Origin of the sequence: Rubellimicrobium roseum (assembly GCF_006152145.1) — a bacterium.
In the GTDB taxonomy this organism is placed as follows: domain Bacteria; phylum Pseudomonadota; class Alphaproteobacteria; order Rhodobacterales; family Rhodobacteraceae; genus Rubellimicrobium; species Rubellimicrobium roseum.
Map to the genome: position 1 here is coordinate 71,443 of NZ_VDFV01000013.1, position 25,776 is coordinate 97,218.

The 25,776-nt window shown below is 70.8% G+C and carries 25 protein-coding genes, 1 tRNA gene and 1 other RNA gene; 10 read left to right on the forward strand and 17 right to left on the reverse strand.

Going from position 1 to position 25,776, the window contains the following annotated elements:
* Position 1: 1 nt before the first annotated feature.
* From FHG71_RS11330 to FHG71_RS11360, 7 genes are all read right to left on the reverse strand, one after another.
* The gene (locus tag FHG71_RS11330; protein WP_246045428.1) at positions 2-1,168 is read right to left on the reverse strand and encodes a TFIIB-type zinc ribbon-containing protein; all 1,167 of its coding nucleotides are present in this window, start codon (positions 1,166-1,168) and stop codon (positions 2-4) included.
* A 110-nt stretch (positions 1,169-1,278) separates the two neighbouring features.
* Complete coding sequence (locus tag FHG71_RS11335; RefSeq protein WP_139081789.1) at positions 1,279-2,388, reverse strand: SPFH domain-containing protein; 1,110 nt, start codon at positions 2,386-2,388, stop codon at positions 1,279-1,281.
* 116 nt (positions 2,389-2,504) lie between these two features.
* Complete coding sequence (locus FHG71_RS11340) at positions 2,505-3,488, reverse strand: DUF2927 domain-containing protein (protein ID WP_139081790.1); 984 nt, start codon at positions 3,486-3,488, stop codon at positions 2,505-2,507.
* Positions 3,489-3,506: 18 nt separating this feature from the next.
* A complete protein-coding gene (locus FHG71_RS11345) occupies positions 3,507-4,697 on the reverse strand; it encodes a toxic anion resistance protein (protein WP_139081791.1) in 1,191 nt (396 codons plus the stop codon).
* A 12-nt stretch (positions 4,698-4,709) separates the two neighbouring features.
* Complete coding sequence (locus FHG71_RS11350) at positions 4,710-5,609, reverse strand: 5-bromo-4-chloroindolyl phosphate hydrolysis family protein (RefSeq protein ID WP_139081792.1); 900 nt, start codon at positions 5,607-5,609, stop codon at positions 4,710-4,712.
* Entirely contained in the window at positions 5,609-5,824 is a 216-nt protein-coding gene (locus FHG71_RS11355; protein ID WP_139081793.1) for a hypothetical protein, read from the reverse strand. Before FHG71_RS11355 ends, FHG71_RS11350 begins: the two co-directional genes overlap by 1 nt.
* A 112-nt stretch (positions 5,825-5,936) precedes the next feature.
* Positions 5,937-7,814 (reverse strand): pseudouridine synthase, encoded by a 1,878-nt coding sequence (locus tag FHG71_RS11360; protein ID WP_139081794.1) that lies wholly within the window; start codon positions 7,812-7,814, stop codon positions 5,937-5,939.
* A gap of 75 nt (positions 7,815-7,889) precedes the next feature.
* Here FHG71_RS11360 and FHG71_RS11365 point away from each other — a divergent pair, with 75 nt between their 5' ends.
* The 5 genes from FHG71_RS11365 (at position 7,890) to FHG71_RS11385 (ending at position 15,468) form a co-directional block, all read left to right on the forward strand.
* Positions 7,890-8,345 (forward strand): nucleoside deaminase, encoded by a 456-nt coding sequence (locus FHG71_RS11365; RefSeq protein ID WP_139081795.1) that lies wholly within the window; start codon positions 7,890-7,892, stop codon positions 8,343-8,345.
* A gap of 63 nt (positions 8,346-8,408) precedes the next feature.
* Positions 8,409-10,412: a DNA primase gene (dnaG, locus tag FHG71_RS11370; protein ID WP_139081796.1), complete on the forward strand. Its 2,004-nt coding sequence runs from the start codon at positions 8,409-8,411 to the stop codon at positions 10,410-10,412.
* 142 nt (positions 10,413-10,554) lie between these two features.
* A complete protein-coding gene (gene rpoD, locus FHG71_RS11375) occupies positions 10,555-12,549 on the forward strand; it encodes an RNA polymerase sigma factor RpoD (protein ID WP_139081797.1) in 1,995 nt (664 codons plus the stop codon).
* 83 nt (positions 12,550-12,632) lie between these two features.
* Entirely contained in the window at positions 12,633-13,346 is a 714-nt protein-coding gene (locus FHG71_RS11380; RefSeq protein ID WP_139081798.1) for a hypothetical protein, read from the forward strand.
* A 493-nt stretch (positions 13,347-13,839) separates the two neighbouring features.
* Entirely contained in the window at positions 13,840-15,468 is a 1,629-nt protein-coding gene (locus FHG71_RS11385) for a DNA recombination protein RmuC (RefSeq protein ID WP_139081799.1), read from the forward strand.
* A gap of 5 nt (positions 15,469-15,473) precedes the next feature.
* On the opposite strand, the gene FHG71_RS11390 is transcribed toward FHG71_RS11385, so the two are convergent.
* Entirely contained in the window at positions 15,474-15,857 is a 384-nt protein-coding gene (locus FHG71_RS11390; protein ID WP_139081800.1) for a YkvA family protein, read from the reverse strand.
* Positions 15,858-15,952: 95 nt separating this feature from the next.
* On the opposite strand from FHG71_RS11390, the gene nrdR reads away from it, so the two are divergent.
* Together nrdR and ribD are read left to right on the forward strand one after the other, a co-directional pair.
* Entirely contained in the window at positions 15,953-16,420 is a 468-nt protein-coding gene (gene nrdR / locus FHG71_RS11395; protein WP_139081801.1) for a transcriptional regulator NrdR, read from the forward strand.
* The gene (gene ribD / locus FHG71_RS11400; RefSeq protein ID WP_281281963.1) at positions 16,417-17,499 is read left to right on the forward strand and encodes a bifunctional diaminohydroxyphosphoribosylaminopyrimidine deaminase/5-amino-6-(5-phosphoribosylamino)uracil reductase RibD; all 1,083 of its coding nucleotides are present in this window, start codon (positions 16,417-16,419) and stop codon (positions 17,497-17,499) included. The genes nrdR and ribD overlap by 4 nt, the downstream gene beginning before the upstream one ends.
* Positions 17,500-17,517: 18 nt before the next feature.
* Here ribD and FHG71_RS11405 read toward each other — a convergent pair whose 3' ends face one another.
* Positions 17,518-17,958, reverse strand: a complete 441-nt coding sequence (locus FHG71_RS11405; protein ID WP_139081802.1) for a pseudoazurin — start codon at positions 17,956-17,958, stop codon at positions 17,518-17,520.
* A 294-nt stretch (positions 17,959-18,252) separates the two neighbouring features.
* Between FHG71_RS11405 and ssrS the strand changes: the two genes are divergently transcribed.
* Positions 18,253-18,408, forward strand: a non-coding RNA gene (gene ssrS, locus FHG71_RS11410) — 6S RNA.
* A gap of 168 nt (positions 18,409-18,576) precedes the next feature.
* On the opposite strand, the gene nusB is transcribed toward ssrS, so the two are convergent.
* The 7 genes from nusB to FHG71_RS11445 form a co-directional block, all read right to left on the reverse strand.
* Positions 18,577-19,053 carry a transcription antitermination factor NusB gene (gene nusB, locus FHG71_RS11415; protein WP_139081803.1) on the reverse strand — a complete coding sequence of 159 codons (477 nt, stop codon included), beginning with the start codon at positions 19,051-19,053 and terminating at the stop codon, positions 18,577-18,579.
* A complete protein-coding gene (locus FHG71_RS11420) occupies positions 19,050-19,571 on the reverse strand; it encodes a 6,7-dimethyl-8-ribityllumazine synthase (protein WP_139081804.1) in 522 nt (173 codons plus the stop codon). Before FHG71_RS11420 ends, nusB begins: the two co-directional genes overlap by 4 nt.
* Complete coding sequence (gene ribB / locus FHG71_RS11425) at positions 19,572-20,699, reverse strand: 3,4-dihydroxy-2-butanone-4-phosphate synthase (RefSeq protein ID WP_139081805.1); 1,128 nt, start codon at positions 20,697-20,699, stop codon at positions 19,572-19,574.
* A gap of 93 nt (positions 20,700-20,792) precedes the next feature.
* Positions 20,793-21,950: an OpgC domain-containing protein gene (gene opgC, locus FHG71_RS11430; protein WP_139081806.1), complete on the reverse strand. Its 1,158-nt coding sequence runs from the start codon at positions 21,948-21,950 to the stop codon at positions 20,793-20,795.
* 303 nt (positions 21,951-22,253) lie between these two features.
* Positions 22,254-23,003 (reverse strand): hypothetical protein, encoded by a 750-nt coding sequence (locus tag FHG71_RS11435; protein ID WP_139081807.1) that lies wholly within the window; start codon positions 23,001-23,003, stop codon positions 22,254-22,256.
* 125 nt (positions 23,004-23,128) lie between these two features.
* Positions 23,129-23,701 (reverse strand): hypothetical protein, encoded by a 573-nt coding sequence (locus FHG71_RS11440; protein WP_425467350.1) that lies wholly within the window; start codon positions 23,699-23,701, stop codon positions 23,129-23,131.
* Positions 23,692-24,288, reverse strand: a complete 597-nt coding sequence (locus FHG71_RS11445; RefSeq protein ID WP_139081808.1) for a riboflavin synthase — start codon at positions 24,286-24,288, stop codon at positions 23,692-23,694. Before FHG71_RS11445 ends, FHG71_RS11440 begins: the two co-directional genes overlap by 10 nt.
* 102 nt (positions 24,289-24,390) lie before the next feature.
* On the opposite strand from FHG71_RS11445, the gene FHG71_RS11450 reads away from it, so the two are divergent.
* Positions 24,391-24,861 carry an MmcB family DNA repair protein gene (locus FHG71_RS11450; RefSeq protein ID WP_139081809.1) on the forward strand — a complete coding sequence of 157 codons (471 nt, stop codon included), beginning with the start codon at positions 24,391-24,393 and terminating at the stop codon, positions 24,859-24,861.
* On the opposite strand, the gene FHG71_RS11455 is transcribed toward FHG71_RS11450, so the two are convergent.
* A complete protein-coding gene (locus FHG71_RS11455; protein ID WP_139081810.1) occupies positions 24,858-25,058 on the reverse strand; it encodes a DUF6324 family protein in 201 nt (66 codons plus the stop codon). The two genes, FHG71_RS11450 and FHG71_RS11455, sit on opposite strands and share 4 nt — an antisense overlap.
* 101 nt (positions 25,059-25,159) lie before the next feature.
* Here FHG71_RS11455 and FHG71_RS11460 point away from each other — a divergent pair.
* Positions 25,160-25,236: transfer RNA gene (locus FHG71_RS11460), tRNA-His, on the forward strand.
* Positions 25,237-25,776: the final 540 nt, after the last annotated feature.

Below are 25,776 nucleotides of genomic sequence, written 5' to 3' on the forward strand. Positions count from 1 at the left end.
GTCAGCCGCCCTCGTCGAGCCAGCTTGGGCCAGCGTCCTGCCCGAAGCCCGCGCCGCCGTCAAAGGAGATCGAGCCGCCCTCGCCATAGAGTTGGTAGAGGTAGGCCGCCACGCCCGCGACGATGAGGGCGAGAAGGATCGCAAGGAAGATCTTCCACTTGGACCAGGGCCGTTCGCCCTGCACCTTGCCGGTCTGGCCGTTGACCACGAACCGGAAGCTGCGGTCCTGGAACTTGTAGGCGGCCATCCAGACGGGCAGGAGGACGTGCTTGAAGGTCACGTCCGAGATCTCGGTCCGCTTGGAGGAGATCCGCTGGTGGTCGCCGCCGATGTCGCGCCGGATGTCGAGCTCGATCTGCGCGTCCATCCTGGCGCGCGCGAGGGTGAAGCCCTCCTTGAGGTCGACGTGGTAGCTTTCGGCGCCGAAGCCCGACAGGTAGTCGGCGCGGTAGGGCGCCAGCGCCGAGAGATCCCAGGGCTCCAGCCCGTCCGTGTGTCCGCGCGGGAGCGAGGTCGAGGCCAGCACCAGCACGTCGTTGAAGAACCGCGCGACATGGCCGCTGACCGAACGCCAGCGGGTCCGCCGCTCCTGGTAGGTCTGGGTCTTGCCGTTCACCGTCCGGGTGCGCGTGACATAGTAGTCGTCCCCGCGCTGGCCGCGGTAATCGGTGGCCGTGTCGGCGTCGAAGGTCCAGTAGGGGACGTAGATGCCGTCCATCTTGCGCCCCCGTCGGGCATAGTCCTGCAGGCCGTTGGGCGCGAACCAGAGGCTGCCCAGCCAGCGGGTCATCGCGTCCCGGGCCTGCGCCTCGGAAAGCTGGAAAGGGATCAGGGCGGCGGGCTCGATTTGCCTGTGGGTGCTGGCTTCCGTGACCAGCGGGGTAGCGCAGAAGGGGCAGGTCGCGGCGCGCGTGCCTTCGGGAAAGCTCGTCTCGGCCCCGCAGTTGGGGCAGCGGAGGACGCGCGTCTCCTCGTAGGTGGCACCGCCCTCCAGGCGGGCAATGGCCGAACTGTAGTCGATCTCCTGGAGCGCCTGGGACAGATCCTCGGCCTCGCCCTCGGGGATCTCCTGCACGTGGCCGCAGTAGGGGCAGGCGAGCGAGGTCTGCCCCGGCGCGAAGACGAGCTGCGCGCCGCAGTTCTCGCAGGGGAATCGCTGGTCGGGCATGGAGTCTCCGGTCGCGGTCTTCGGGGCAGGGTGGCAAGGCGCGGGACCGAAGGCCATGGACCGCCCGGCCGGGGGCCGGGCGCGTGTCGGTCGCGCCAGAGGGGGCGGCGTCAGGCCGGCGGCGGGGGCGGCGGGACCTGCGACAGCAGCGAGGTCAAGGCCGGCACCTCGCCCGCGCGCTTCCAGCCGTCCTGCCCGGCCGTCCAGACATGGGTCTCGCGGGTGAGCGAGCCCTCGCGCGCGAGGCGCTGGAGGTCGGCCGCACCATAGGGGCCCATGGTCTGGCCGTTCTCGGCGATGTGCCACTGCGCGTCGGTGGCGGGCGGAGGAGGAGGCGGAGCTGCCTGGGTCGCCGGCTGGTCGGGCGCCCGGCCCCAGGGTCCGGCGGCCCCGGCCATGCCCAAGCCGATCCCCATGCCCAGGCCCGCTCCCATGCCGCCCGAAGGGTTCTCGGCGGCCCTGGTCATCGCCTCGGCGGTCGAGAACTGGGTGTAGCGGTGCAGGTCGCCCACGATGCCCATGGAGGTCCGCTTGTCGAGCACGCGCTCGACCTCTTCGGGCAGCGAGACGTTCTCGATGTAGAACTCGGGCAGCGTCAGGCCGTAGTCCTTGATCGTCGGCTCGATGGCGTCCCGGACGATCCGGGCCAGGTCGTCGGTGTTGGCCGCCATGTCGAGGACCGGGATGCCCGAGCCCGCCAGCACCCGGCTCGCCTCCTGCACCACGACGTTGCGGATCTGGTTCGTCACCTCGTCGGTGGTGAACTCGCCGTCGGTGCCGACGATCTCCTTGATGAAGAGGGCGGGGTCGGTCACGCGCAGGGCGTAGGTGCCGAAGGCGCGCAGGCGCACGGGCCCGAATTCCGGGTCGCGGCACATGACCGGGTTCTTGGTGCCCCACTTCTGGTCCGTGAAGCGGGTCGTGTTGACGAAGTAGACCTCGCTCTTGAACGGCGACTGGAAGCCGTGCGTCCAGTGCTGGAGCGTGGTCATGATCGGCATGTTGTTGGTCTCGAGCACGTAGAGACCAGGGCCGAAGACGTCGGCGAGCTGCCCTTCGTGGACGAAGACGGCGGCCTGTCCCTCGCGCACGGTGAGCTTGGCGCCGTACTTGATCTCGTGGCCGTAGCGCTCGAACCGCCAGACCACCGTGTCACGGGTGTCGTCCGTCCAGGCGATGACGTCGATGAACTGGCCGGACAGGAAGTCGAACAGGGCCATGGGCGCGGCTCCTCGGATGGTGGGCGGCCGGAAAGCTCCGGCCCGGTGCGCCCCGAAGATATAGCAGCGGAGGGCCGCTCCGCTATGGCGGCTTTCCCGACCCGGTGGCCGGACCCTCAGACGGGGCCGCCCACGAGCTCGGCCGCGATCTGCTGCACGGCGGGCGTGGCCTCCTCGGCCGTCATCCCCGAGTTGAGACGCGGGTCGTAGAGCATCCGCAGCAGCAGCTCGTCATGCGCCGTGAGCCGTCCGAACTCCTCGTCGTCGTTGAAGATCGAGGGGCGCGCGTTCGGGCTGTCGTTCGCGAGGCCCATGCCCTGGGCCAATTCCTCGTGGATGCAGGCGGTGCGCAGGAGCTCGGGATGCTCGGCCCGCACCAGCGCCACGGCCTTGCTGTAGCCGGAGCCGTCGCCCGAGCCGAAGGCGAAGACGAGGCAGAGCGTCGAGCGCGGCAGGTTCATGAAGGCGCGCACCGAGGACTCCGCGATGCCGGGGGCGAGGTCGCGCAGGCGCGACTCGAAGGCCTCGCGGTCGTCCTCGCTCAGGAAGAGGACGTGGAAGTTGGCGTCCTCCTCCACCTGCGCGATGGGCACGCTCGTGAGGCGCGATAGCCGCGCCGCATAGGCCAGGACCGAGGCGCGGTCGAGGACACGCTGGGAGGGCTCGACCGAGGGACCGAACTCGATCTCCATGCGGATCGGCTGCTCCCACCGGCGGAGCCGCGCGGCCGACCGTTCGGCCACCAACGTGCCGCCCGCGGAGGCATATTCGTCGAAGAGCGCGATCTCGACGAAGTTCCGCGCGAGCATCGTGTCGGTGTAGGGCGTGTCGCTGCCACCCCCGTCCCCGCGCAGAAGGCCCTGCGCCAGAAGGTCGGCCTGGAGCCGGCGGTAGTAGAGCGCGAGCGCCTGGCTTTCCGGCGAGGGCGCCGACGGGATCGCGGCGGGCTCAGGCTCCTCGGCGTTGGGCGAGGGGGCCGGCGGCGGCTCGGGACGAACGGCGGGAGGGCGGCCCGGGGGCTCCTCGGGCGCCGTCGCGCAGCCGGCAAGCGACAGGGCCAGAAGGCCCGCGAGCGCGGCGGACAGGGGGCGGCGACGCATCACGAGGGTCCCTCCACTTCAGCCGCGCGCGGAGCCGCTAACCGACTCGCCGAGGCCCGTCGACCGGGACTTGGCAGAGGCGAGCGCCGCCTTCAACTCCTGCTCCATGCGTTCGAGATCGGCTTCCGCGGCGGCGCGGCGCGCGTTGCCCTGGTCGGCGATCCCGAGGGACTCGTTGATCGTGGCGATCAGGCTGTCGTTGGCCACGCGGACGGCCTCAATGTCGAAGACGCCGCGCTCCATCTCGGTGCGGACAACCTTGTTGGCCTGCCGCAGGTTCTGCGCGTTGCGCGTCAGGAGGTCGTTCGTCAGGTCGTTGGCCTCGCGCACCGCCGAGGCAGCCTCGGAGGACCGCTGAATGGTGATGGCCTGGGCAAGCTGGCTTTCCCAGAGCGGCACGGTGTTCACCAACGTCGAGTTGATCTTGGTCACAAGGCTCTTGTCGTTCTCCTGCACCAGCCGGATCGAGGGCAGCGACTGCATCGTGACCTGCCGGGTAAGCCGGAGGTCGTGGACGCGGCGGTCGAGGTCGTCGCGGGCCGAGCGGAGGTCGCGCAACTCCTGCGCCCGCATCACGGCCTGCTCCTCGGGGGCGGCCTTCACCTCGCGCTCCTTGCCGGGGATCGTTTCGCGGTCGAGGTCCTGGAGCTTGGCCTCGCCGGCGGCGATGTAGAGCGCGAGCTCGTCGTAGAAGGCGAGCGTCCGGTCATACAGCCGGTCGAGCGCCTCGATGTCCTTCAGGAGCTGGTGCTCGTGCTTCAGGAGGTCGTCCGTGATCCGGTCGATCTGGCCCTGCACCTCCTCGAAGCGGGCGGCGAAGCGGGCGAGGGGCGCGGCGCGGCCTGTCAGCTTCTCCCAGAAGGACCGCTCGCGCCGCACGTCGAGCTCGTCCGAGGAGAAGCCCCGGATGGCGGCCACCATGTCGCGCAGCGCGTTGCCCGCTGGGCCCACGTCCTTGTTGCGCACCCCTTCGAGCATCGACTGGCTTATCTGCTGGAGCTCGCCCTGCGCGCGCGAGCCGAAGGCGACGATGGAGCCGGCGCTGGACAGGTCGATCTCGGCCATCCGCCGGCGGATCTCCTCGCCCACGGGCGGCGCGGCCTGGTCCAGTGGCGTGACGGCGGCGGCGGGTTCGGGCAGGACCATGGCGGTGACCTTCTCGGCCTGGGCGAGCGCCGCCTCGGCTGCCTTGCGGGTGGTGTCGGACATCTCGCTCTCCCCCTAGTGGTCCGTGGGCACGCCTTCGCGCTGCAGGCGGTCGCGCAGCACGGTGATCTCGAGGTCCATCGCCTCGCGCCCGCCTTCGAGAAGCTGGGTGGTGCGCTGGGCGTAGTTGGTTTCGAGGTCCCCGAGCAGCGCCTCGTAGTCGGCGCGGGCGCGGGCGTCACGCGTACGGGCGTAAAGCTCCGCGAAGCGCAGCGTCGCGTCGCGCGCCCCCATCAGGTAGACGCCCAGGTAGCGACGCGCGGCGGTGAGGTCGCGGGGGTCCTCCTCGACGGTGCGGATCAGGCGTCGCGCGAGCGCCTCGAAGCCCGCCACGCGGGTGGCAAGGCCCCGGTCGCCCAGGGCGCCGATGCGGTCGCGGATGGTGGCGAGGTGGGCCTCGGCCTCCTCGACCACGCGGGCGACGCGGTCCTGCTGGAAGGTGTCGATCCCTTCCATCCGCTTGTCGCGCAGGGGGTCGAGACCGAAGGCGGCGAGGTGCAGGCCTCCGGCGGCGATGGCGTAGAGGATCGCGTCCCCCACGGCATCCGGGGCGCCCGAGAGCACGGCCAGCGCCGTTCCAAGGGCGGCCAGCGCTGCCGCCAGCATCTTGCGCGGCAGGGCCGGGCGGCGCGCCAGCGGACGAAGGTCATAGGCCGCCTGAGCCCGCAGGCCGTGGCGCAGGAGCCGGGCCCCGAGGCCGAGGACGGCCGCCGCCCCGAGGCCGAGGACCACTTCGCTTCCGTCGCCGCCAAGCGAGGTGAAGGCTGCAAGGACCGGAGGCACGAAGAGAAGGTTCGCCTTGGCACCCGCCGCGTCGACCTGCCGCATCTCGGCCCGGGCCTCGCGCGCGGCGTCGTCGGGCGGGCCTGCTGGCCGGGCGCCGGGGCTGAATCGTCCGCCAAAGCGCTGCGCCATCAGGATGGCCCCATCACGCCGCCTGTCACGCCCACGAGCAGCAGCAGAAGCACGACATACGCGATGTTGCGAGCGGCCTTGGGCATCCTGTCCTCCGTGGGAACGGGCAACGGCGCCGGGGCAGGGGTCGAAAGGGAGCGGACCAGCGTGACGGCTGCCGCGATGGCCAGGGCCAACGCCGCGAACAGCATCAGGAACAGGATCAGCCGCGCCATGCCTCATCATCCCCAAGCCGCCGGACCATCACAAGCGGAAAGCCCTACTTAGGTGCGGCCGCGCCCCGTTCAACGAAGGGGCGCGGGGGATGTTCCAGGGCGGGACCGGCCGTCAGCCCTTGCGGGGCTTGAAGCCGGGGCGCCCGCCAGCGGCGGGGCGGCCCTTGTCGAAGCCGCCCGTGCGGGGCTTGAAGCCACCGTCGCGCGGGGGACCCTTGCGAGGCGGGCGCCCGCCCTCGGGCCGGTCGCCGCCACGGCCCGCGAAACCGCCGCCCTCGCGCGAGAACTTGGCCGGGCGGTCGCCGTCGCGGGGGGGACGGCGCTCGTCGTCGCCCCGGGGCTTGAAGGGCCGCGCGGGCCGATCCTCGCCCTCGCGGCGCGGGCCGCGATCCTCTCCACCCTCGCGCGGGAAGCGAGGCTTGAAGGGGCGCGGACCCCGGTCGTCGCCGCCCTCCCGGGGCTTGAAGCTGCGCGCCGGCCGGTTGTCGTCACCACCTTCACGGGGGAAGCGGGGCTTGAACGGGCGCGGGGCCCGGTCGCCGTCCTCGCGGCGCGGCTTGAAGGAGCGCGGACGGTCCTCGCCACCCTCGCGGGGCGGACGCGGACGATCGTTGTCGAAGCGGCGGGGCGGGCGGTCGTCACCCTCGCGCCGGGGCGGACGGTCGTCACCGAACTTGCGTGGGGAGCGGTCGTTGTCGAACCGGCGCGGCGGGCGGTCGTCGTTGGACCGACGCGGGCCGCGGTCGCCCTCGCTGCGCTGGGGACGGTCCCCGAAATCGCGGCGCGGCTTGTCCCCGAAGTCTCGGCGCGGGCGGTCGCCCTCGTCCCGGCGGGGGCGCTCGCCGTCGGCGTGGCTGCGGAAGCCCTCGGCGCGGCGGGGCCGGTCGCCTTCGCCGCGGTCATGGCTCTTATAGCCGCCCGAGCGGGGCTTGTCGCCGAAGTCGCGGCGCGGGCGCTCGTCGCGAGTCGCGGGCGGCTCCTCGCCGTCGCGCATCCAGGTGCGCGGGCGCGTGAAGGAGCCGGGCATGGAGGGCTTGCCAGGCTTGCGCGGCGGACGGCTGTCCTCGCGCGCCTCGCCCTTGGCCTTGAGGCGGGGCTTCATCTCGCGCCGGACGGTCGCGCCCTCGGGGCGGCGGGTGGCGAGAGGCGCGCGCGCGGGCCGGTCCTCGGCCTCGTCGTCGAAGACGGGCATATCCGAGGGCTCGGGCTTCCTGCGGGACCGCGTCACTGGCTCGGGCTTGCCGAGGCCCAACTGGTCGCGGACGATCTTGGGCCGCACCTCCTCGACGTCGCCCACGGGCAGGTCGCCCAGCTGGAACGGGCCGTAGCTCACGCGGATGAGCCGGTTCACGGTGTAGCCGAGATGCTCCATCGAGTTGCGGATCTCGCGGTTCTTGCCTTCGCGCAGGGTGATCGTCAGCCAGCAGTTGCTGCCCTGCTGGCGGTCGATGGCGACCTCCATCGGCTGGTAGTCGATGCCCTCGACGGTCACGCCCTGCCGCAGCGGCTCCAGGTCCGCAGGAGTCGGATTGCCGTGGATGCGCACGCGGTAACGGCGCGACCAGCCGGTCGAGGGCAGCTCGAGCTTGCGCTTGATCTCGCCGTCGTTGGTCAGCAGCAGGAGCCCCTCGGAGGTGAGGTCGAGCCGGCCCACGCTCATGACGCGGGGCATGTCCTCGGGCAGCGAGTCGAAGACGGTCTCGCGGCCCTCCTCGTCGCGTTCCGTGGTCACGAGCCCGGCGGGCTTGTGATAGAGCCACAGGCGCGTCGCCTCGGCCGCGGCCACGAGCTGGCCGTCGACGGCGAGGCGGTCCTTGTCGGTGACGTTGGTGGCGGGGCTCGTCACCTGGGTTCCGTTGACCGTCACCCGGCCCTCGAGGACGAGCCGCTCGGCATCGCGGCGCGAGGCCACCCCCGCGCGGGAGAGAACCTTGGCAATGCGCTCGCCTTCGCCCGGGGCGCCATCGGGGGTCTTGTCATCTGTGCTCATCGGGCGCCCATAGCGGTTATGGCCCCTCCACGCCAGAGGAGCCTTGGGAAGATAGGGGGGCTGCGACGAAGCGCCATGATTTTCGCGACTCACATGGAAGCGGCCCTGGCCGAAGCCCGGGCGGCGGGCGGGCGCGGCGAGGTGCCAGTGGGAGCCGTGGTCGTGGCGCCCGACGGACGGGTGGTCGCCGTCGCGGGCAACCGGACGCGGGAGCTGTGCGACCCCACCGCGCATGCCGAGATGCTGGCGATCCGGGCGGCCTGCGCGGCGGCGGGGTCCGAGCGGCTGGTCGGACATTCGCTCTGGGTCACGCTGGAGCCCTGCCCGATGTGCGCGGCGGCCATCGGCTTCGCGCGGATCGGGCGACTGTATTTCGGGGCCGAGGACCCGAAGTCGGGCGGCGTCCTGCACGGGCCGCGCATCTATGCCCATCCGCAGGCCCATCATGCGCCCGAGGTCTACGAGGGGATCGGGGCGGCGGAGGCCGGGGCTCTTCTGCGCGGCTTCTTCGCCGGGTTGCGGCGGGGCTGAACGGATCGGGACTCGCTTCCGCTTGCGGGATGGGGAATCCTTGTGCAAAGGGATTCGCCTGCCATGAGCCTGCCCCCTGGATTCCTTGAAGAGCTTCGGAACCGGCTCCCCCTTGCACGGGTGGTGGGCCGCAAGGTCGCATGGGACGCGCGCAAGTCGAACCAGGCCAAGGGCGACTTCTGGGCGCCGTGCCCCTTTCACCAGGAGAAGTCCGCAAGCTTCCACGTCGATGACCGGAAGGGCTTCTACTACTGCTTCGGCTGCCACGAGAAGGGCGACGCCATCTCCTTCGTGACCAAGACGGAGAACGTGTCCTTCATTGAGGCGGTCGAGATCCTGGCCCGCGAGGCGGGGATGCAGATGCCCGCGCAGGACCCGCGCGCGGCCGAGAAGGTGTCGCGGAACACGCGGCTGGCCGAGGTCATGGAGTTGGCCGTGCAGCACTACCGGCTGCAACTGGCGACCAAGGGCGCCGAGGCGGCGCGGGCCTACCTGGGGCGGCGGGGCTTGTCCGAGGCCGCCCAGAAGCGCTGGGAGATCGGCTGGGCCGGTGACGACCGGCACGGGCTGACGCGGGCACTCAAGGCCAAGGGCGTGACCGACGACCTGCTCCTCGAGGCGGGGCTGACGGGCGAGGGGCAGGGCGGCGGCTACGACCGCTTCTGGGGACGGATCATCTTTCCGATCCGCGACGCGCGGGGGCGGGCCATCGCGCTGGGGGGGCGGTCGCTCGATCCGAACGCGCGGGCCAAGTACCTGAACTCGCCGCAGACGCCGCTCTTCGACAAGGGGCGCAACCTGTTCAACCATGGCCCGGCGCGCGAGGCGGCGGGCAAGGGAGCGCCGCTCATCGTGGCCGAGGGCTACATGGACGTGATCGCGCTGGCGGAGGCCGGGTTCGCCGGAGCGGTGGCGCCGCTCGGGACTGCGATTACCGACGAGCAACTTGCGCTGCTGTGGCGCATCGCGGACGAGCCGATCCTGGCGCTCGATGGCGACAAGGCCGGGGTGCGGGCGGCGATGCGGGTGATCGACCTCGCCCTGCCGAAGCTGGAGGCGGGCAAGGGCCTGCGCTTCGCGCTGCTGCCCGAGGGGCAGGACCCGGACGAGCTCATCAAGGCCAGGGGCGCGGGCGCCATGCAGGCGGTGCTGGACGCCGCGCAGCCCATGGTGCGGCTCCTGTGGCAGCGGGAGACGGAAGGGAAGGTCTTCGACAGCCCCGAGCGGAAGGCGGCGTTGGACAAGGCGCTGAGGGCGGCCATCGCGGGGGTCAAGGACCCGTCGATCCGGCACCACTACGGCGAGGAGATCAAGCGCCTGCGCGAGGAATTGTGGGGCGCGAAGCCCCGCGAGTTCCGGCCCTACGAGCGGCGCGAGTTCCGGGGCAAGGGGGCCAAGAGCCTGCCGGCGCATCCCATGGCCTCGACGCGGGCCTCGGCGCTGGCGGCGGGAACGGCCCCCGTGCGCAACATCCTGTGGGACGTGCTGGGCGGCGATGGTCCGGGCGGGTCCGCCGAGGACGACCTGCGGCGCAACATCCTTGCCATCCTTCTCGTGACGCCCGCGTTGATTCCCGACTTCGCCCACGAGATCGAGACCCTGGACTGCCCCGACGCCGGACAGGCCGCGCTGCGGGACGGGCTGCTGCGGCATGCCGACGCGCCGGACCTGCGCGAGGCGCTGGGGCGCGAGATCGGGACGGACGGGGTTGAACGGCTGCTGCGGGCCGCCCACATCCTGGCCATACGGCCCCCCGGCGAGATCGAGTCGTCGCGGCTAGACCTGGCCGAGGCGCTGGCCAAGCTGGCGGCGCGGCGGGGCTTCGTCGAGGCGATCCGGGAAGGCGAGGACGACATCACCACGGGCCATGCCGACGAATGGCTCACGCGGCGGCTCGGCCAGGCGGCGGCGGGCGTGGACACCACGCTCCGCAAGGAGACGGAGGACACGCGGGAGGTCGTGCTGGCTCCGAACGGCCTGCCCATGGACAAGGACGAACGCGAGCGGCTGGACCGGATCTTTTCCGGGATCGACTTCAGCCGGGGGGGACGTGGTCCCCGTGCTTGACGACCGCGCCCGCACGACGCATGTGGCAGGGCCTTTGAGAATCACTATATGGCCGTTGCGAATCACCCAGGACCGCAGTTGATTCGTCAGATGCCCGAATCGACCGAATCAGCCGAATCACCTCGACCTCAGGGAGCCCCCCATGGCCAAGGACACTGACGACCAGATCAAGGACGACGCCGAGGACGGGGACATCTCGCTCGACATGAGCCAGGCCGCGGTCAAGAAGATGATCGCGGAGGCGCGCGAGCGCGGCTACATCACCTACGACCAGCTCAACGCGGTCCTGCCGCCCGACCAGGTCTCCTCGGACCAGATCGAGGACGTGATGGCCATGCTGTCCGAAATGGGCATCCAGGTCACCGAGAACGACGAGCCCGAGGAGGCCGAGGACGAGGCCCAGGGCTCGCGCGAGCTGGCGGTGGTGGGCGGCGGCGGGCGCGACGTGGCGCTGGCCGGGGGCGAGACCGAGAAGCTCGACCGCACGGACGACCCCGTGCGCATGTACCTGCGCGAGATGGGCTCGGTGGAGCTCTTGTCGCGCGAGGGCGAGATCGCCATCGCCAAGCGCATCGAGGCCGGCCGCAACACCATGATCGCGGGCCTCTGCGAGAGCCCGCTGACTTTCCAGGCCATCACGATCTGGCGCGACGAGCTCCTGAACGAGGAGATCCTGCTGCGCGACGTCATCGACCTGGAGGCCACCTTCGGCAACCAGCTGGGCGAGGACGAGGGAATCGAGCCTCTGGCCGAAGCGGGCGAGGTGGCCCCGGGGCCGCGTGCCGGCGGTGCGGCGGGGCCCGAGTTCGACGCGGACGGCAACCCGATCCTGCGCGACGACGAGGACGAGGACGACGACCAGTCGAACATGTCGCTCGCCGCGATGGAGGCGACGCTCAAGCCGCGCGTGCTGGAGACGCTGGAGGCCATCGCCCGCGACTTCGGGATGCTGTCGGACATGCAGGACGCCCGCATGTCGGCCACGCTGAACGAGGACGGGTCCTTCTCCAAAGCCGACGAGGCGGAGTATCAGCAGCTCCGCTCGGAGATCGTGGTCATGGTGAACTCGCTTCACCTGCACAACGCTCGCATCGAGGCGCTGATCGACCAGATCTACGGCGTGAACCGCAAGATCATGACGATCGATTCGGCCATGGTGAAGCTGGCTGATCAGGCGCGCATCAACCGGCGCGAGTTCATCGACGAGTATCGCGGCGCCGAGCTGGACCCGACCTGGATCGACCGCATGGGCGCCAAGCCCGGCCGGGGCTGGCAGATGCTGCTGGAGCGGTCGCGCGACAAGATCGAGGATCTGCGCGGCGAGATGGCCCAGGTGGGCCAGTACGTCGGCGTGGACATCAGCGAGTTCCGCCGCATCGTGGCGCAGGTCCAGAAGGGCGAGAAGGAAGCCCGTCAGGCCAAGAAGGAGATGGTCGAGGCGAACCTGCGGCTCGTGATCTCCATCGCCAAGAAGTACACGAACCGCGGCCTGCAGTTCCTGGACCTCATCCAGGAGGGCAACATCGGCCTGATGAAGGCCGTGGACAAGTTCGAGTACCGGCGGGGCTACAAGTTCTCGACCTATGCGACCTGGTGGATCCGTCAGGCCATCACGCGGTCCATCGCGGACCAGGCCCGCACGATCCGCATCCCGGTCCACATGATCGAGACCATCAACAAGCTCGTCCGCACGGGCCGGCAGATGCTCCACGAGATCGGGCGCGAGCCCACGCCCGAGGAGCTGGCCGACAAGTTGCAGATGCCGCTCGAGAAGGTTCGCAAGGTGATGAAGATCGCCAAGGAGCCGATCTCCCTCGAAACCCCCATCGGGGACGAGGAGGATTCGCAGCTTGGGGACTTCATCGAGGACAAGAACGCGATCCTGCCGCTCGACTCGGCCATTCAGGAGAACCTGAAGGAGACGACGACGCGGGTGCTGGCGTCCCTGACCCCGCGCGAGGAGCGGGTGCTGCGGATGCGCTTTGGCATCGGGATGAACACGGACCACACGCTGGAGGAAGTGGGCCAGCAGTTCAACGTGACTCGGGAACGCATCCGCCAGATCGAGGCCAAGGCGCTTCGGAAGCTGAAGCACCCGAGCCGGTCGCGGAAGCTGCGGAGCTTCCTGGATCAGTGATCCGGGGCCCGGCATTTATCGTTTCCAATCTTGTGACAGTCGTGTGAAGCTTTCGTAACATTCGTTTTACGGAAGCTTCACACATGGTGGCCATCGAACGATCCCTTCCGGAAACCGGGCTGGTCATCACCCCCCGTCTCGTCCTTGGCATACTGACGGCCGTCATCGCGGTTCTGGTCGGCATGCACGTCAAGATCCACCTGTGCTGGTACGAGGACATTTGCGGACCGTCCCGCAGCTTCGACATGACCTATGGATACCTGTTCGACCTGGGGTCGGAGCTGAGCGTCCCCACGTGGTTCTCGACGGTCCAACTGGCGGCGGTGGCGCTTGCCCTTGTGGTGGCCGGGGCCTTCGCGCCAACCGGACGTTGGGGGTGGAGGCTCCTGTCGCTTCTGTTCGTCTATCTTTCGGTGGATGAGGAGACGGACATGCACGGCTTCTGGTCCAAGCATTCCGCCGGCATCCAGGTCAGCGACGCGACCGAGGGCTTCAACTGGATCATTCCGGGGGTCCTGATCGTGGCCGCGGTGGCGGTCGCGTTTCTGCCGTGGTTCCTTCGGCTTCCGTCGCGGACGCGCAAGCTGTTCGTCACGGCCGCCGTCATCTACGTCGTTGGCGGCCTGGTCATGGAAGGGCTGGGCGGTCTGACGGCCGACGAACACTTCAGCAATCCCGCCTACCTGGCCGTCGCGACGATCGAGGAGGCCCTCGAAATGTTCGGGATCTCGGTCATGCTGTACGCCGTGCTCGATTACCTGCGGGGGCAGGACCTCGCGGTGCGGATCGCGGACTGAGGCGCAGGGGCCGGGCCGTCACGGAGGGCATGGGATGCCTTGCCGTCGCGCCCGGAGGCTGCCCGCGGGACGCCACTCCGGGCGGGCAGGGGGCGCGTCCACGACGCGCGGCGGCTGGGCGGTTGTGTCCCAGTCGGGACGGGGGCGCGTTTGGGCCGTCCCAGAAAAGAGCGATAAACGGGGGCACCCTCCGAGAGCGGGAGAGCGATGTCCCGCAAGCGGCCCCGTCATGTGAAGTCCACTCTCGCAGGGAGGGATTAACGCTTTCCTACAGCACCGAACGGTCCTCCCCCGGTGCGCGCAACACCCGCAAGGGGGGGCGGGGCGAAGCCGGTCCCATGGGGAGCGTGGCCGCCCTTTGGGGCTGCCGGCTGGGTGCAGCGGTGGCGGCGGGGACTCGACCGCGCGGGATCGGAGGCGCAACCGCAGCGGGCGCTTGACCGGGCGCGGGCGGCGCGGGACGACTGGCGCATCACGGCTTCGGGAGTGCGCCTTGGACCTTCAGACCCTACTTCTCGCGCTTTGCGGCGCGCTCCTGGCGACGGCGGTGGCGGCGCTGGTCGCGGCACGCTCGGCCAAGGTGGAATGCGCGGCGCTGCGGCGCGAAGGGCTGGAGGCGCTGCGCGGCGTCGAGGCGGCGCGGGGCGAGGCGCAGGCGATCCGGGCGCGGGCCGAGGAGCAGGCCAAGGCGGTGGAGGATCGGGACCGGCAGATCGCGCAGATCGCCCGGCAGGTCGAGGACGTCCGGCAGAAGCACGGCGAGGCCGAGCGGCGCTGCGCCGAGGCCGAGGCGCGTTGCGCGACGGCGACCGAGGCGGTGGCGCGGCTGGAAGCGCTGGAGCGCCGGCTGCGGGTGGACGCGGAGAAGGCGGCCGGGGAACTGCGGGCCGACATCGACCGGCTGACGGGGGCGCTGCGTGACGCGGAGGACCGCCACGCGGGGCTGAGCGTCGAGCATCGCGGGCTGAAGGAGCGGCTGGAGGCCGAGACGGCGGCCGCCCAGCGTGAGGTCGAGCGGCTTCGCGAGATCCGCAAGGAGATGTCCGACGAGTTCCAGGCCCTGTCCGCGCGGATGCTGCAGGAAACGGGCTCGCAGTTCTCGGAGGCGCACCAGCAGCGGCTGGAGGCGCTGCTCAACCCGTTCCGCGAGCAAGTCCGGACCTTCGAGACCGAGCTGCGCGAGGTGCACCAGTCCGCCGGGCGCGACCGGGCCGTGCTGGTGGACCAAATCCGCGAGCTGACCACGCGCACGGAGATGGTGTCGAAGGAGGCGGTGAACCTGACCCGCGCGCTCAAGGGCGAGAAGCAGCGGCAGGGGGCCTGGGGCGAGGCGCAGCTGGAGCAGTACCTGGACCACATGGGCTACGTGAAGGGGGTCCACTACTCGACGCAGGAGACGCGCACGGGCGAGAGCGGCAACCGCCTGCGGCCCGACGTGATCCTGAAGATGCCCGGCGGGCGCAGCCTCATCATCGACAGCAAGGTGTCGCTGGCCGCCTATGCCGCCGCCATCGGGGCCGAGGACGAGGCCGAGCGCGCGCGGCACCTGCGCGACCACGTCAAGGCCGTGAAGGCCCGCATCGATGAGCTGGCCTCGAAGGAGTACCAGCGGCTTGACGAGGGGGCGGTCGAATGGGTGCTGCTGTTCATGCCCATCGAGGGCGCGGTCAGCGCCGCCTGGGCGCACGAGGCCGACATCGCGGCCTATGCCATGGAGCGGCGCATCGGCATCGCCTATCCGACGACGCTGCTGATGGCGCTGCGGACCGTGCGGCACCTGTGGGACATCGACAACCGCAACCGCAACGCCGAGGCCATCGCCGACCGGGCGGGCCGCCTGCATGACAAGCTCCTGGGCTTCGTGGACAGCTTCGAGGCGGTGGGCAAGGCCCTGGGCCAGGCGAGCGCGGCCCACGAAAGGGCCTGGGGGCAGCTCAACCGCGGGTCGGGCAACCTGATGGGGCAGGTGGACAAGCTGAGGAAGCTGGGGGCCAAGACGGGCAAGGCGATCACCGTGGCCTTCGAGGCCGAGCCCGATGACGAGGAGACCGAGGCGCCGCGCATCCTGGGCCTGCCCGAGCCCGATCCCCAGCCCGCGCCGGGCGTGCGGCCGGCGGAGTAGCTGCCCTAGAACGCGGGGATCGCCCACCAGGCGATCAGCGCGAGGGCGAGGAGCCAGATCGCGACGATGACGGCCGCGCCAGCGCGGCTGGCGGGGCGCTCGTCGCGGCGGGCGGCCTCGGCGCGGAACTCGGACATGAGCGGCGCGGGGATCAGGCGGGCGGCGAGAAGGATGAGGAGGGGCAGCAGGATCGCCTCGTCCAGCAGCCCCAGGACCGGGATCACGTCGGGGATGAGGTCGATGGGCGAGAGCGCATAGGCGGCGATGGCGCCGCAGAGGATCTTGGCCGTGAGGGGCGTGCGCGGGTCGCGGGCGGCGATCCAGAGCGCGAGCACGTCCCGCCGGATGCGCCGGGCCCAGTCCTTGAGGCGGGCGAGGGGCGTGGTCATTGCGCGAGTCCCGCCTCTGGTGGTGGCAGATCGAGTCTACCCAATCCCTGCGGCCCTACCTAGGATGCGCCGCACGAAAGGAGGGCCTTGACCCCATGCGCTGCCCGTTCTGCGGACATATCGACACCCAGGTCAAGGACTCGCGCCCGGCCGAGGATCACGTGGCCATCCGGCGCCGGCGCTTCTGCCCGGCCTGCGGGGGGCGGTTCACCACCTACGAGCGGGTGCAACTGCGGGATCTCGTGGTGCTCAAGGCGAATGGGCGGCGGGAGGACTTCGACCGCGGCAAGCTGGAGCGGTCGATCCGCATCGCCATGCAGAAGCGGCCCATCGACCCCGAGCGCATCGACCAGATGGTGTCGGGCATCGTGCGCCGGCTGGAGAGCCTGGGCGAGACGGACATCTCCTCGCGCCAGATCGGGGAGATCGTGATGGAGGCGCTCGCCCGGATCGACACGGTGGCCTATGTGCGCTTCGCTTCCGTCTACATGAACTTCCAGGCGGTGGGCGATTTTGATCGCTTCATGGCCGAGCTGCGCCCGCCGGAGACGTCCGAGCCGTGAGCGAGGAGGACGGGCGCTGGATGGACCTCGCGCTCGCGCTGGGGCGGCGCGGGATGGGGCGGGTCTGGCCCAACCCGGCGGTGGGTTGCGTGATCGTGCGGGACGGCCGCGTGCTGGGGCGGGGCTGGACCGCCGATGGCGGGCGGCCCCATGCCGAGACGCGGGCGCTGGCGCAGGCGGGGGATGCGCGGGGGGCGACCGCCTATGTCACGCTGGAGCCCTGCGCCCATCATGGGAAGACGCCACCCTGCGCCGAGGCGCTGGTCGCGGCGGGCGTGGCGCGGGTGGTGGTGGCGACCGGCGATCCCGATCCGCGCGTGGCGGGGCGCGGGATCGCGCGGCTGCGGGCCGCCGGGACTGAGGTGGTCGAAGGGGTGCGCGAGGCCGAGGCGCGGGCGGATCACGCGGGCTTCCTGCGGCGGGTGACGGAAGGGTTGCCCTGGGTCACGCTGAAGCTGGCGGCGAGCCTCGACGGGCGCATCGCCACGGCGGCGGGGGAAAGCCAGTGGATCACGGGGCCGGCGGCGCGGGCGATGGTCCATGCGCTGCGGGCCCGACATGACGCGGTGATGGTGGGCGGCGGCACGGCGCGGGACGATGACCCGCTGCTGACGGTGCGCGGGATGGGCGCGCGGCCCCAGCCCGTGCGGGTGGTGGTGAGCCGCGACATGGGGCTGCCGATGGACGGGCAGCTCGTGCGGACGGCGCGGGAGGTGCCTCTGTGGCTGCTGCACGGCGAACGGGCGGACGCGGCGCCCTGGACGGCGCGGGGAGCGGTGGGCCTGCCGGTGGCGGAAAGCGAAGGCGGGGTCGATCCGCGCGCGGCGCTGGCGGCGCTGGCGGCGCAGGGGATCACGCGGGTCTTCTGCGAGGGGGGCGGCCGGCTCGCGTCGAGCCTGCTGCGCGCGGACCTCGTGGACGAGCTGTGGCTGTTCCAGGCGGGGCTGGCGCTGGGGGCCGAGGGGCGCCCGATGCTGGGGCCGCTGGCGCTGGAGCGGCTGCACCAGGCGCCGCGGCTGCGGCTGCGCGGGCTGCACACCGTGGGCGGCGACGTCGCGGGGCGCTGGGCGCGGGACTGAGCCCGCGCCCGCAAAGGATCACTCGACCTGTTCGAGGAGCGCGGTGAAGCGCTGCTTGGGGAGGCCGCGCATTTTCCTGATGCCGTCGGCGACGGTTTCGAGGTTGTCCTTGGAGTCGCCCACCTGGATCACCGCCACCATGCCCATGCCGAAGTGCGGCGTGCATTCGAGCGCGTAGATCCCTTCCTCGGTGAAGGTCACGGGCATCGGCTCGCCCATGATGGCGCTTTCGATGAGGTCGGCGTTCTCGGGGATCAGGCCTTCGAGCGAGGCGACGTTGTGGCCGGGGTCGGTGGGGACGAAGACCACGGTGTCGCCGGGCTGGACGTGGAGATAGGCGGGCTCGAAGACCATGTGGCCGGTCTCGCCCATGTCGAGCATGGAGATCTGGTGGGTGTCGGCTTGGGCCGCCGAGGCGAGGCCGAGAAGGAGGGCGGCGGCGAGCGGGGTCTTGAGCATGGGGGTCTGTCCTTTCGCGGGGCGCGAGCTGCGTTGCCTGCCGTGATAGGGGCTTGGGACGCGTCGGGACTTGATCGGGGTCAAGGCGCTTCGTGGACAATCCGTCACTGAGGGGAAAGCCATCAGGGGGTCGGGTTTACTTCAGCTTTTCCGTGGGTTGAGTCTGCTGGCCCGCCGCGCCGGATGTTCGACCGTTGAGGATATGGAAACAGTCAGGCGGGGCCTGTCGTGGGGGCAGGATGGCAGGGGCGGGCCTTGCAGGGGCGGGGCGCGCATCCTACCTTCGTCTCCGGCGGGTTTCTGCCCCTCTCGTGAACGGGTTCGATTCCAGTGGCCTATAACGACTCCGAGGGAGCTGGCTCTGATCAGGTCCAGGCCTGGTTATCTGGTACCCACCTGTATGCACAGGTCCTCGGGAAACGTCACCCACACGGTTGCCGCGGTTCCCGCCACCGCACCTCCCCCATGCGATGACTGCCCCCGAGGGGGCCTCACCGGCGATGCGCCGAGGCGTCGGCACGGATGCGACGGTCTTCCGGTGTCGGTTCCGCGACCGCCAGCTTCCGGCTCCTCCAGCTCTGCCGCGGGACGCGTCGCAGGATGGGGGTCGAGGAGTCCTTAACCGGCGGAGGCCGGGAAGGCCTCGGGCCGCGCCTCGCGCGCCATGTGGTCGAGCACGGCGTTGACAAAGCTCTTCTCGCGCCCGCCGGGGTAGAAGGCGTCGGCCACGTCCACGTATTCGGTGATGACCACGCGGGGCGGCGTGTCGGCCGCGACCAGCTCGGCTCCGGCGGCGCGGAACAGCGCGCGCAGCGTCGGGTCGATGCGGTCGATGGGCCACTTGGCCACCAGCGCCCGGTCGGTCATCTGGTCGATGCGCGCCTGGTGGTTCACCGCCTGCGCGGTGATCTTGCGGAACAGGTCCACATGGCCCTCGGCCATCTCGAGGTCGTCCAACGTCTCGCCGAAGCGGTGCGTCTCGAACTCGCGCGTCACGCGGTCGACGCTGGAGCCCGAGGCTTCCATCTGAAAGAGCGCCTGCACGGCGTAGAGCCGCGCGGCCGAGCGCATCCGGCGCTTGTCCTCGGGGGTCATTCGCCGGCTCCGAGTCGCTCGCGCAGGAAGCCCAGCCCCTTTTCCGGGCGGGCGAAGCGGCGCGAAAGCTGGACGAGGTGCAGCGCCGCCGCGGCCGCGCCGCCGCCCTTGTCCTCGCCCGTGGGGTCGGCGCGAACGACCGCCTGTTCCTCGGTCTCGACGGTCAGGATGCCGTTGCCGATGCAGTGGCCCTGGAGCCCCAGCAGCGTGAGGCCATGGGCGGATTCGTTGATGACGATCTCGAAATGCGGGGTTTCGCCCCGGATGACGCAGCCCAGCGCCACGAAGGCGTGGAAGTCGCCCAGGCGCGCGCCCATGGCAACGGCGGCCGGGATCTCGAGCGCGCCGGGCACCTCGACCGTCTCGTGGGTGGCGCCCCAGGCCTCGATCTCGGTCCGCGCGCCCTGAAGGAGGGCGGCGGAGATGTCGCGGTAGTAGGGGGAGACGACGATCAGCACCTTGGCGGGCTTGTCGTCGAAGCGGCCCCGTTCGAGGGCTTGGGTCTGCGATCCGGCCATTCAGCCCTCCGTGAGCTTGCGGGTGCCGACGATGTCGAGGCCGTAGGCTTCGAGGCCCACGACGCGCGGCTTGGGGTTGTTGGACAGGAGCACGATGCGCGACAGGCCCAGCGCCGACAGGATCTGGGCGCCGACGCCGTACTGGCGCAGCGTCTGGGGCGAGGCCTCGGGGCCGGAGCTGAGCTTCATGTGCAGGTCGCGCAGCAGCACCACGACGCCACGCCCTTCGGCGGCGATGAGGCGCATGGCGTCGCGGAACTCGTCCGACCGGCCCATGGGGCCCGCGCCCGCGAGGTCGAGGAGCGGGTCGAAGGCGTGCATCCGCACCAGCACGGGTGCGTCGCCCCCGAGGTCGCCCTTGACGAGGGCGATGTGCTCGGCCCCCTGCGTCTCGTCGCTGAAGACCCGCAGGGCCCAGTCGCCGCCGAATTCGGAGGCGACGGTCTGCTCGCTCTGAAGGCGCACGAGGTTGTCGTGGCGGCGGCGGTAGGCGATCAGGTCGCTGATCGTGCCGATCTTGAGGCCGTGTTTCTGTGCGAAGGCCACCAGCTCGGGCAGGCGCGCCATCGAGCCGTCCTCGCTCATGATCTCGCAGATCACGCCCGAGGGGTTGAGGCCGGCGAGGCGGGCGATGTCGGTCGCGGCTTCGGTGTGGCCGGCGCGCACGAGCACGCCGCCGTCGCGGGCGCGTAGCGGGAAGATGTGGCCGGGGGTGGCGATGTCCTGCGGGCCACGGCTGGCGTCGATGGCCACGGCCACGGTGCGGGCGCGGTCATGGGCCGAGATGCCGGTCGAGATACCCTCGCGCGCCTCGATGGAGACGGTGAAGGCGGTCTCGTGACGGGAATGGTTCTGCGAGGCCATCAGCGGCAGGCCGAGCTGGTCCACGCGGGTGCCGGTCAGCGTGAGGCAGACGAGGCCGCGCCCGTGCGTCACCATGAAGTTGATCTTTTCGGGGGTCGCCATCTGGGCGGGGATGACGAGGTCGCCCTCGTTCTCGCGGTCCTCGTGGTCCACCAGGATGAACATGCGGCCGTTGCGCGCGTCCTCGATGATGTCCTCGATGGGCGAGATCGCGTCGGACCAGTCGCGTTCCACGGGTCCGGGCTGTTCGAAGGCGATGGTCATGGCGTGCGCTCCCTGTCGGGCGGCAGATAGCCGAGGCGGCGCGCGATGGAAAGGGCGCAGGATGTGCGGGCGAGGGGCCATGCTCCCGCCGGTTCAGGCGGCGCCCAGGCGGCGATGCCGGGCGGCGCTGTGGAGCCAGGCCGCGAGGAACAGCGGGGCCGGACTGGTCAGGAAGAGGACCGCGGCCGGACCCTGGTCGAGCGGCGTGGGTCCGATCGCCAGCGCCAGCGCGTAGACGTACACGACATGGGCCGCAAAGGCCTGGAGCGAATGCTGGCCGAGGAAGACGAGCGGCCTCCAGGTCGCGATGCCGGTCAGTCCCCGGCCCGCGGCCCTGAGCCATGGGGTCGAGGCGGCCTGGGCGGCAACCAGCAGCCACGCGACGACATAGCCGTTCGCGACGAGGGAAAGAAGGTAGATGACGCTGTTGCGCGCCTTGTCGTCGAGAAGCGGCGGAAGCGGGCCGAAGGAGGTCGGCTTGACGAGGAGGCGTAGCACCGCCAGGGCCACGATCACGCCCAGGGCCGCCCAGACCGGGCCCTGCCGGTCCGGTCGCAGGAGCGTCGGGGCGGGATTGCGCCCCGTGGCGACCAGATGTCCCAGGGCCATCCCGACCACGAAGACAAGCTGCCAGCCCATCAGGTCGAAGAAGATCCCGATCGGCAGATCGGAAAGGTTGCGCGGCAGCCACGCCTCGATCCGGCTCATGAACCAGCCGCCGAGGCCGCCCTGCGCCATGAGCCAGAGGGCGCCGCTGGCCGCCAGGATCGGGAAGAGGCGCCCCCGCCACATCCACCGCAGCAGTCCGGGCGAGACCGCCATGAAGACCACGTACATCGGCAGGATATCGAGAAAGTCGAGGTCGGCCACCAGGCCCAGCGCCAGCGCCGTCATCATCGCGGGATGCTCCATGACGGGCGCAAGGAGCGGCACCGACCGTCCCAAGGCAAGCGCGGCCAGCGCGAGCGCGAGCAGCGCGAGGACCGTCGCCGCATGGTAGGCGTAGACGGTGCGCACGCGGTCCAGCATCGACCGGGTCATGCGGGAGGCGCCATCGCGGGCCAGGATGCGCGTGTAGACGAGGCCGGCGACCAGACCCGAGAGCAGCACGAAGCCGTGCGCCGCGTCCGCCCAGCTCACGTCGTGATGGTCGAGCCGGCCGAGGCCCGAGCGCAGGACGGCGTTGACGTGCGCCTCCATCATCAGGATCAGGAACAGGCCACGCAGGCCGTCGAGGGACTGATAGCGCATCGGGATCTCCGGCCGTTGCCCGGGAGGTCGGCGGACGACATCCGGCGCATCCCCGGATCGGCTTACTTCGCGCGGGATGATCTCTCAACCCGCAGCTCGGACCTCGAACTTGAGAGAGCCGGCGGCCCCTTGGGTGGCGCGGAACGATGGGAGCGGTCGGCCGGTTGCGGGCAGGCGGCGGGCGCGCAGGATGGACCTCGCCCCGTGGTCCGGGGCCGCTTGACGGCAGATCGGGCCGGGACGCTCGCCAGACTCACCGTCTCGCAGACGGCCGGGGGCCGCAGGGCGCGCTCGGCCGGGGCCTCAGGCAGCCTGCGCCCGCGCGGCTGGCGACGTCTCGGGCGTGCCGTTGCCATCGAGGCCGCCCAGCACCTCGCGTCCGGCGACGTAGTTCCAGGTCTGATAGGCCAGGAGCAGGACGAGCCCCAGGAGAGGGTGGAGGACCGCCAGGACCTTGCCCAGCGCCAGCGTCATCAGGAGGAGGGTGAGGAAGAGGCTGGCCTCGCGGCGCGACAGAAGCTCCTGCAGCGTCCAGGCCTCGGCCGGGCGCAGGCCCAAGGCAGCGGCCGAGCCCAGCCAGAAGACGTTCAGAACGGCGAGGAGCGCCGCTGCCTCGGCGTAAAGAGCAAGGCCGGTCTGGGCGACCCGCCAGGTTTCCGGCAGGTTGGCGTCGACAGGGGCCGGACCGCCGGGCAGGAGGGCGTTCATCAGCGCCTGAGCCCCGGCCAGCGCCAAGGCGGGCAGGAGGAGCGGACGCGCGATGTCCCAGATCTCGGTCAGGCTGCGCCGGCCCCGCCCGTCGGCCATGAGGATGAGGTTCGACACCGTGACGGCCGGAAGGATGGCCAGCGCGGTGAGGACGCCCGCGGCGGCGATCTCGCCCGGTCCCCAAAGAAGGTGGCGCGCGGCCTCGCCCAGCGCGCCCAAGGTCAGGATGGCGGTCGCGAGCGCGAGGAAAGCCATCGGCGTTGCCAGCAGCAGCGACGCGGCCTGTCGGGTCCAGCGCAGGGCCCAGCCCTTCTTGGGGGGATGCGGGCCGAGTCGGGTCGCCATGGGCCGTCCTTTCGCGTTGCCGGAACGCCGCGGGTCGCCGGAAGGCGAGCGCGAATTGAGGGCGGCTCAGACGAGGTCATTGCGGCCGTTTTGTGGCGATCGCGCGGGGGTGATCGGGCAGGGCGTCAGGGCTGCGGGGCGAAGTAGGCGTCGCCGGCGAGGACTCCGGCAAGGCCCCCGGCCGCGACCCAGTCCCGTTCGAGCGCGGTGTCGGCCACGAGGAGGACCGCGTCGCCGGGCAGGCGCCGGGTGCGAAGGAGGGCCTTGAGGTCGTTGCGCAGGGCGGGCCAGGAGGCGAGCGCGGGCGGCGCGGCCTGGGCGGCGTCGAGTGGCGCGCGGGCCAGGAGGGCCGAAGGGGCGAGCGGCGGCTGGGCCAGGCCCACGCGGTCGCAGGCGACCAGAGCCATAAGGCGCGCGTGGCGGTCCTCGGGCAGGGGATCGGTCGCGCGCAGGAGGCGCAGCGCGTTCGAGGAGAACAGGAAGCCGATCAGGTCGCGCCCGGTGCTGGCGCGCAAGCCCGCATAGGTGCGGTATGGAAGGCCCAGCTCGCGGGCTCGGGCCACACGCAGGCGCACGACCTCGACCGGAAGGGTGGGCAGGAGATCCGTGCGGGCGCGCGTCCAGCAGTGACGGCGCCAGGCGGTGCCCTCGTCGAGCGAGGGTCCGCCGTTGTGGCCGGGGCCGGGCGTCAGCCCCATTCCCGCAGCCGCGCCACGTAGCGGGCCATGGTGTCCACCTCGAGGTTCACGGGCTGGCCTTCCTGAAGGCTCCCCCAGGTCGTCACCTCCTTGGTGTGGGGGATCAGGTTCACGCCGAACTCGGCGCCCTCGACCTCGTTGACGGTGAGCGAGATGCCGTCGAGCGCGACCGAGCCCTTGGGGGCGATGAACTTCGCGAGCTGATCGGGCGCCCGCAGGCGGACGCGGGTCGAGTCGCCCTCGCCGCGGAGCGAGACGATCCGCGCCACGCCGTCCACATGGCCCGAGACGATGTGGCCTCCCAACTCGTCTCCCACCTTCAGCGCGCGTTCGAGGTTGATGCGCTTGCCGGGCTCCCAGGTGCCGAGATTGGTCTTGCCCACGGATTCGGCCGAGACCTGCACCTCGAACCAGGGGCGCGGCTCGTGGCCCTTGGCGACGACCGTGAGGCAGACGCCGTCGCAGGCGATCGAGGCGCCGATGTCGATGCGGTCCACGTCGTAACGGGTCGCGATGCGGGCGCGCAGGTCGCCTTGGGCTTCGGTGGCGAGGATCTCGCCCTGGTCGGTGACGATGCCGGTGAACATGGGATGGGCCCTCCGCGCCCGTTGCTAGACTGGCGGAAAGAGGGACGCAACCGTGAGCGGCGCGCGCTTGACCCCGTGAATCGGAGCGGCGAGATTCGGGGGATGCCGCTTCCCCAGCCCGCGCTCGACCTACCCGCCCCCGCGCCCCGCCCGGGGCAGCTTCTGGCGCGCGGGGTGTGCCGGCACCTGCTGAGCCACGACTTCGTCACGGTCGAGGAGATGACCCCCGCTCCGGGGCTGCGGGTGGACGTGATGGCGCTGGGGCCGAAGGGGGAGCTGTGGGTCGTGGAGTGCAAGTCCTCGCGCGCGGACTTCCAGTCGGACCACAAGTGGCAGGGCTACCTAGAGTTCTGCGACCGCTTCTTCTGGGCGGTGGACGCGGAGTTCCCGGTGGAGCTGCTGCCCGAGGGCATGGGACTGATCATCGCGGACCATTACGATGCCGAGATCGTGCGGATGGCGCCCGAGACAAAGCTGGCAGGGGCACGCCGCAAGCACCTGACGCACCGCTTCGCGCGGCATGCGGCGCTGCGCTGGCACGGCGCGCGCGACCCCGGGATGGGACTGGGCTAGCGGCGCTTCTTGCCCATGGAGCGCGCCATCTCGGCGGCCGCGCGGATCTCCTCGGCGATCTCCTCGGCCTCTTCGGGGTCGAAGTCGAGCGGCAGTTCGATCCCGCCCTCGGCCTCGACGTAGATGCGGACCATGCCCATCGACGTGGGCCCGATCTGGAGGTTGGCGGCGACCTCGCTTTCCTTGTCGATCCCCATGGGTCCCTCCTTCGGCTGCGCTGCCCTGGGGTTAGCGCGGGGGGCAGGGGGCGGCAAGGGTCTTGCATTCGCCCAAAGGTGGCGTTAGGTCCCGGGTCAGTGCCGACATAGCTCAGTTGGTTAGAGCACCAGATTGTGGATCTGGGGGTCCCCCGTTCGAGCCGGGGTGTCGGTACCATTCAGGGACAATGTTTCCTGAGCTTTGGTCCTCCGAGCGACAGCGCTGTACATCGATGTATGCAAGCCGGTTTCTGGCGGCCCGCCGGAACGGACGTTTGCACACAAGAGAGCCGCTTTCTTTGATCTCGCATTTCCGTGTCGCAATTCTCGAACGGGTGTCCTGTTCAGGACGGTTCTGATCTTGTGACCGCCCCCCGACGGCATTGGCGCGCCGAGGTGGGTCAGCGACGATCCACAAGGGGGAGTGGTCACGTCATCGGAGACTTCTCGGCCGGACGACAGATCCCGGATGCCGGGGACGCGCTCTTCCGACCTGGACATGACCGATGGGTCCTGCGGGGCCGTTGACGCGCCGGCAGGCCGGAGCGCGGAAAAATGGTCCATTTTCGCCATGATTGATTCCGATTGGTAGCAGATTGGAGCCCCAACAATGACGCAGCAGCCGAGGGGTGGGAGCGTGGACGACTGTAGGTTCAGGACCCATTGATCTGCTCGCTCCCGCTGTGACGGTGTGATTCAAGCTCCCGGTCTGAGGGGG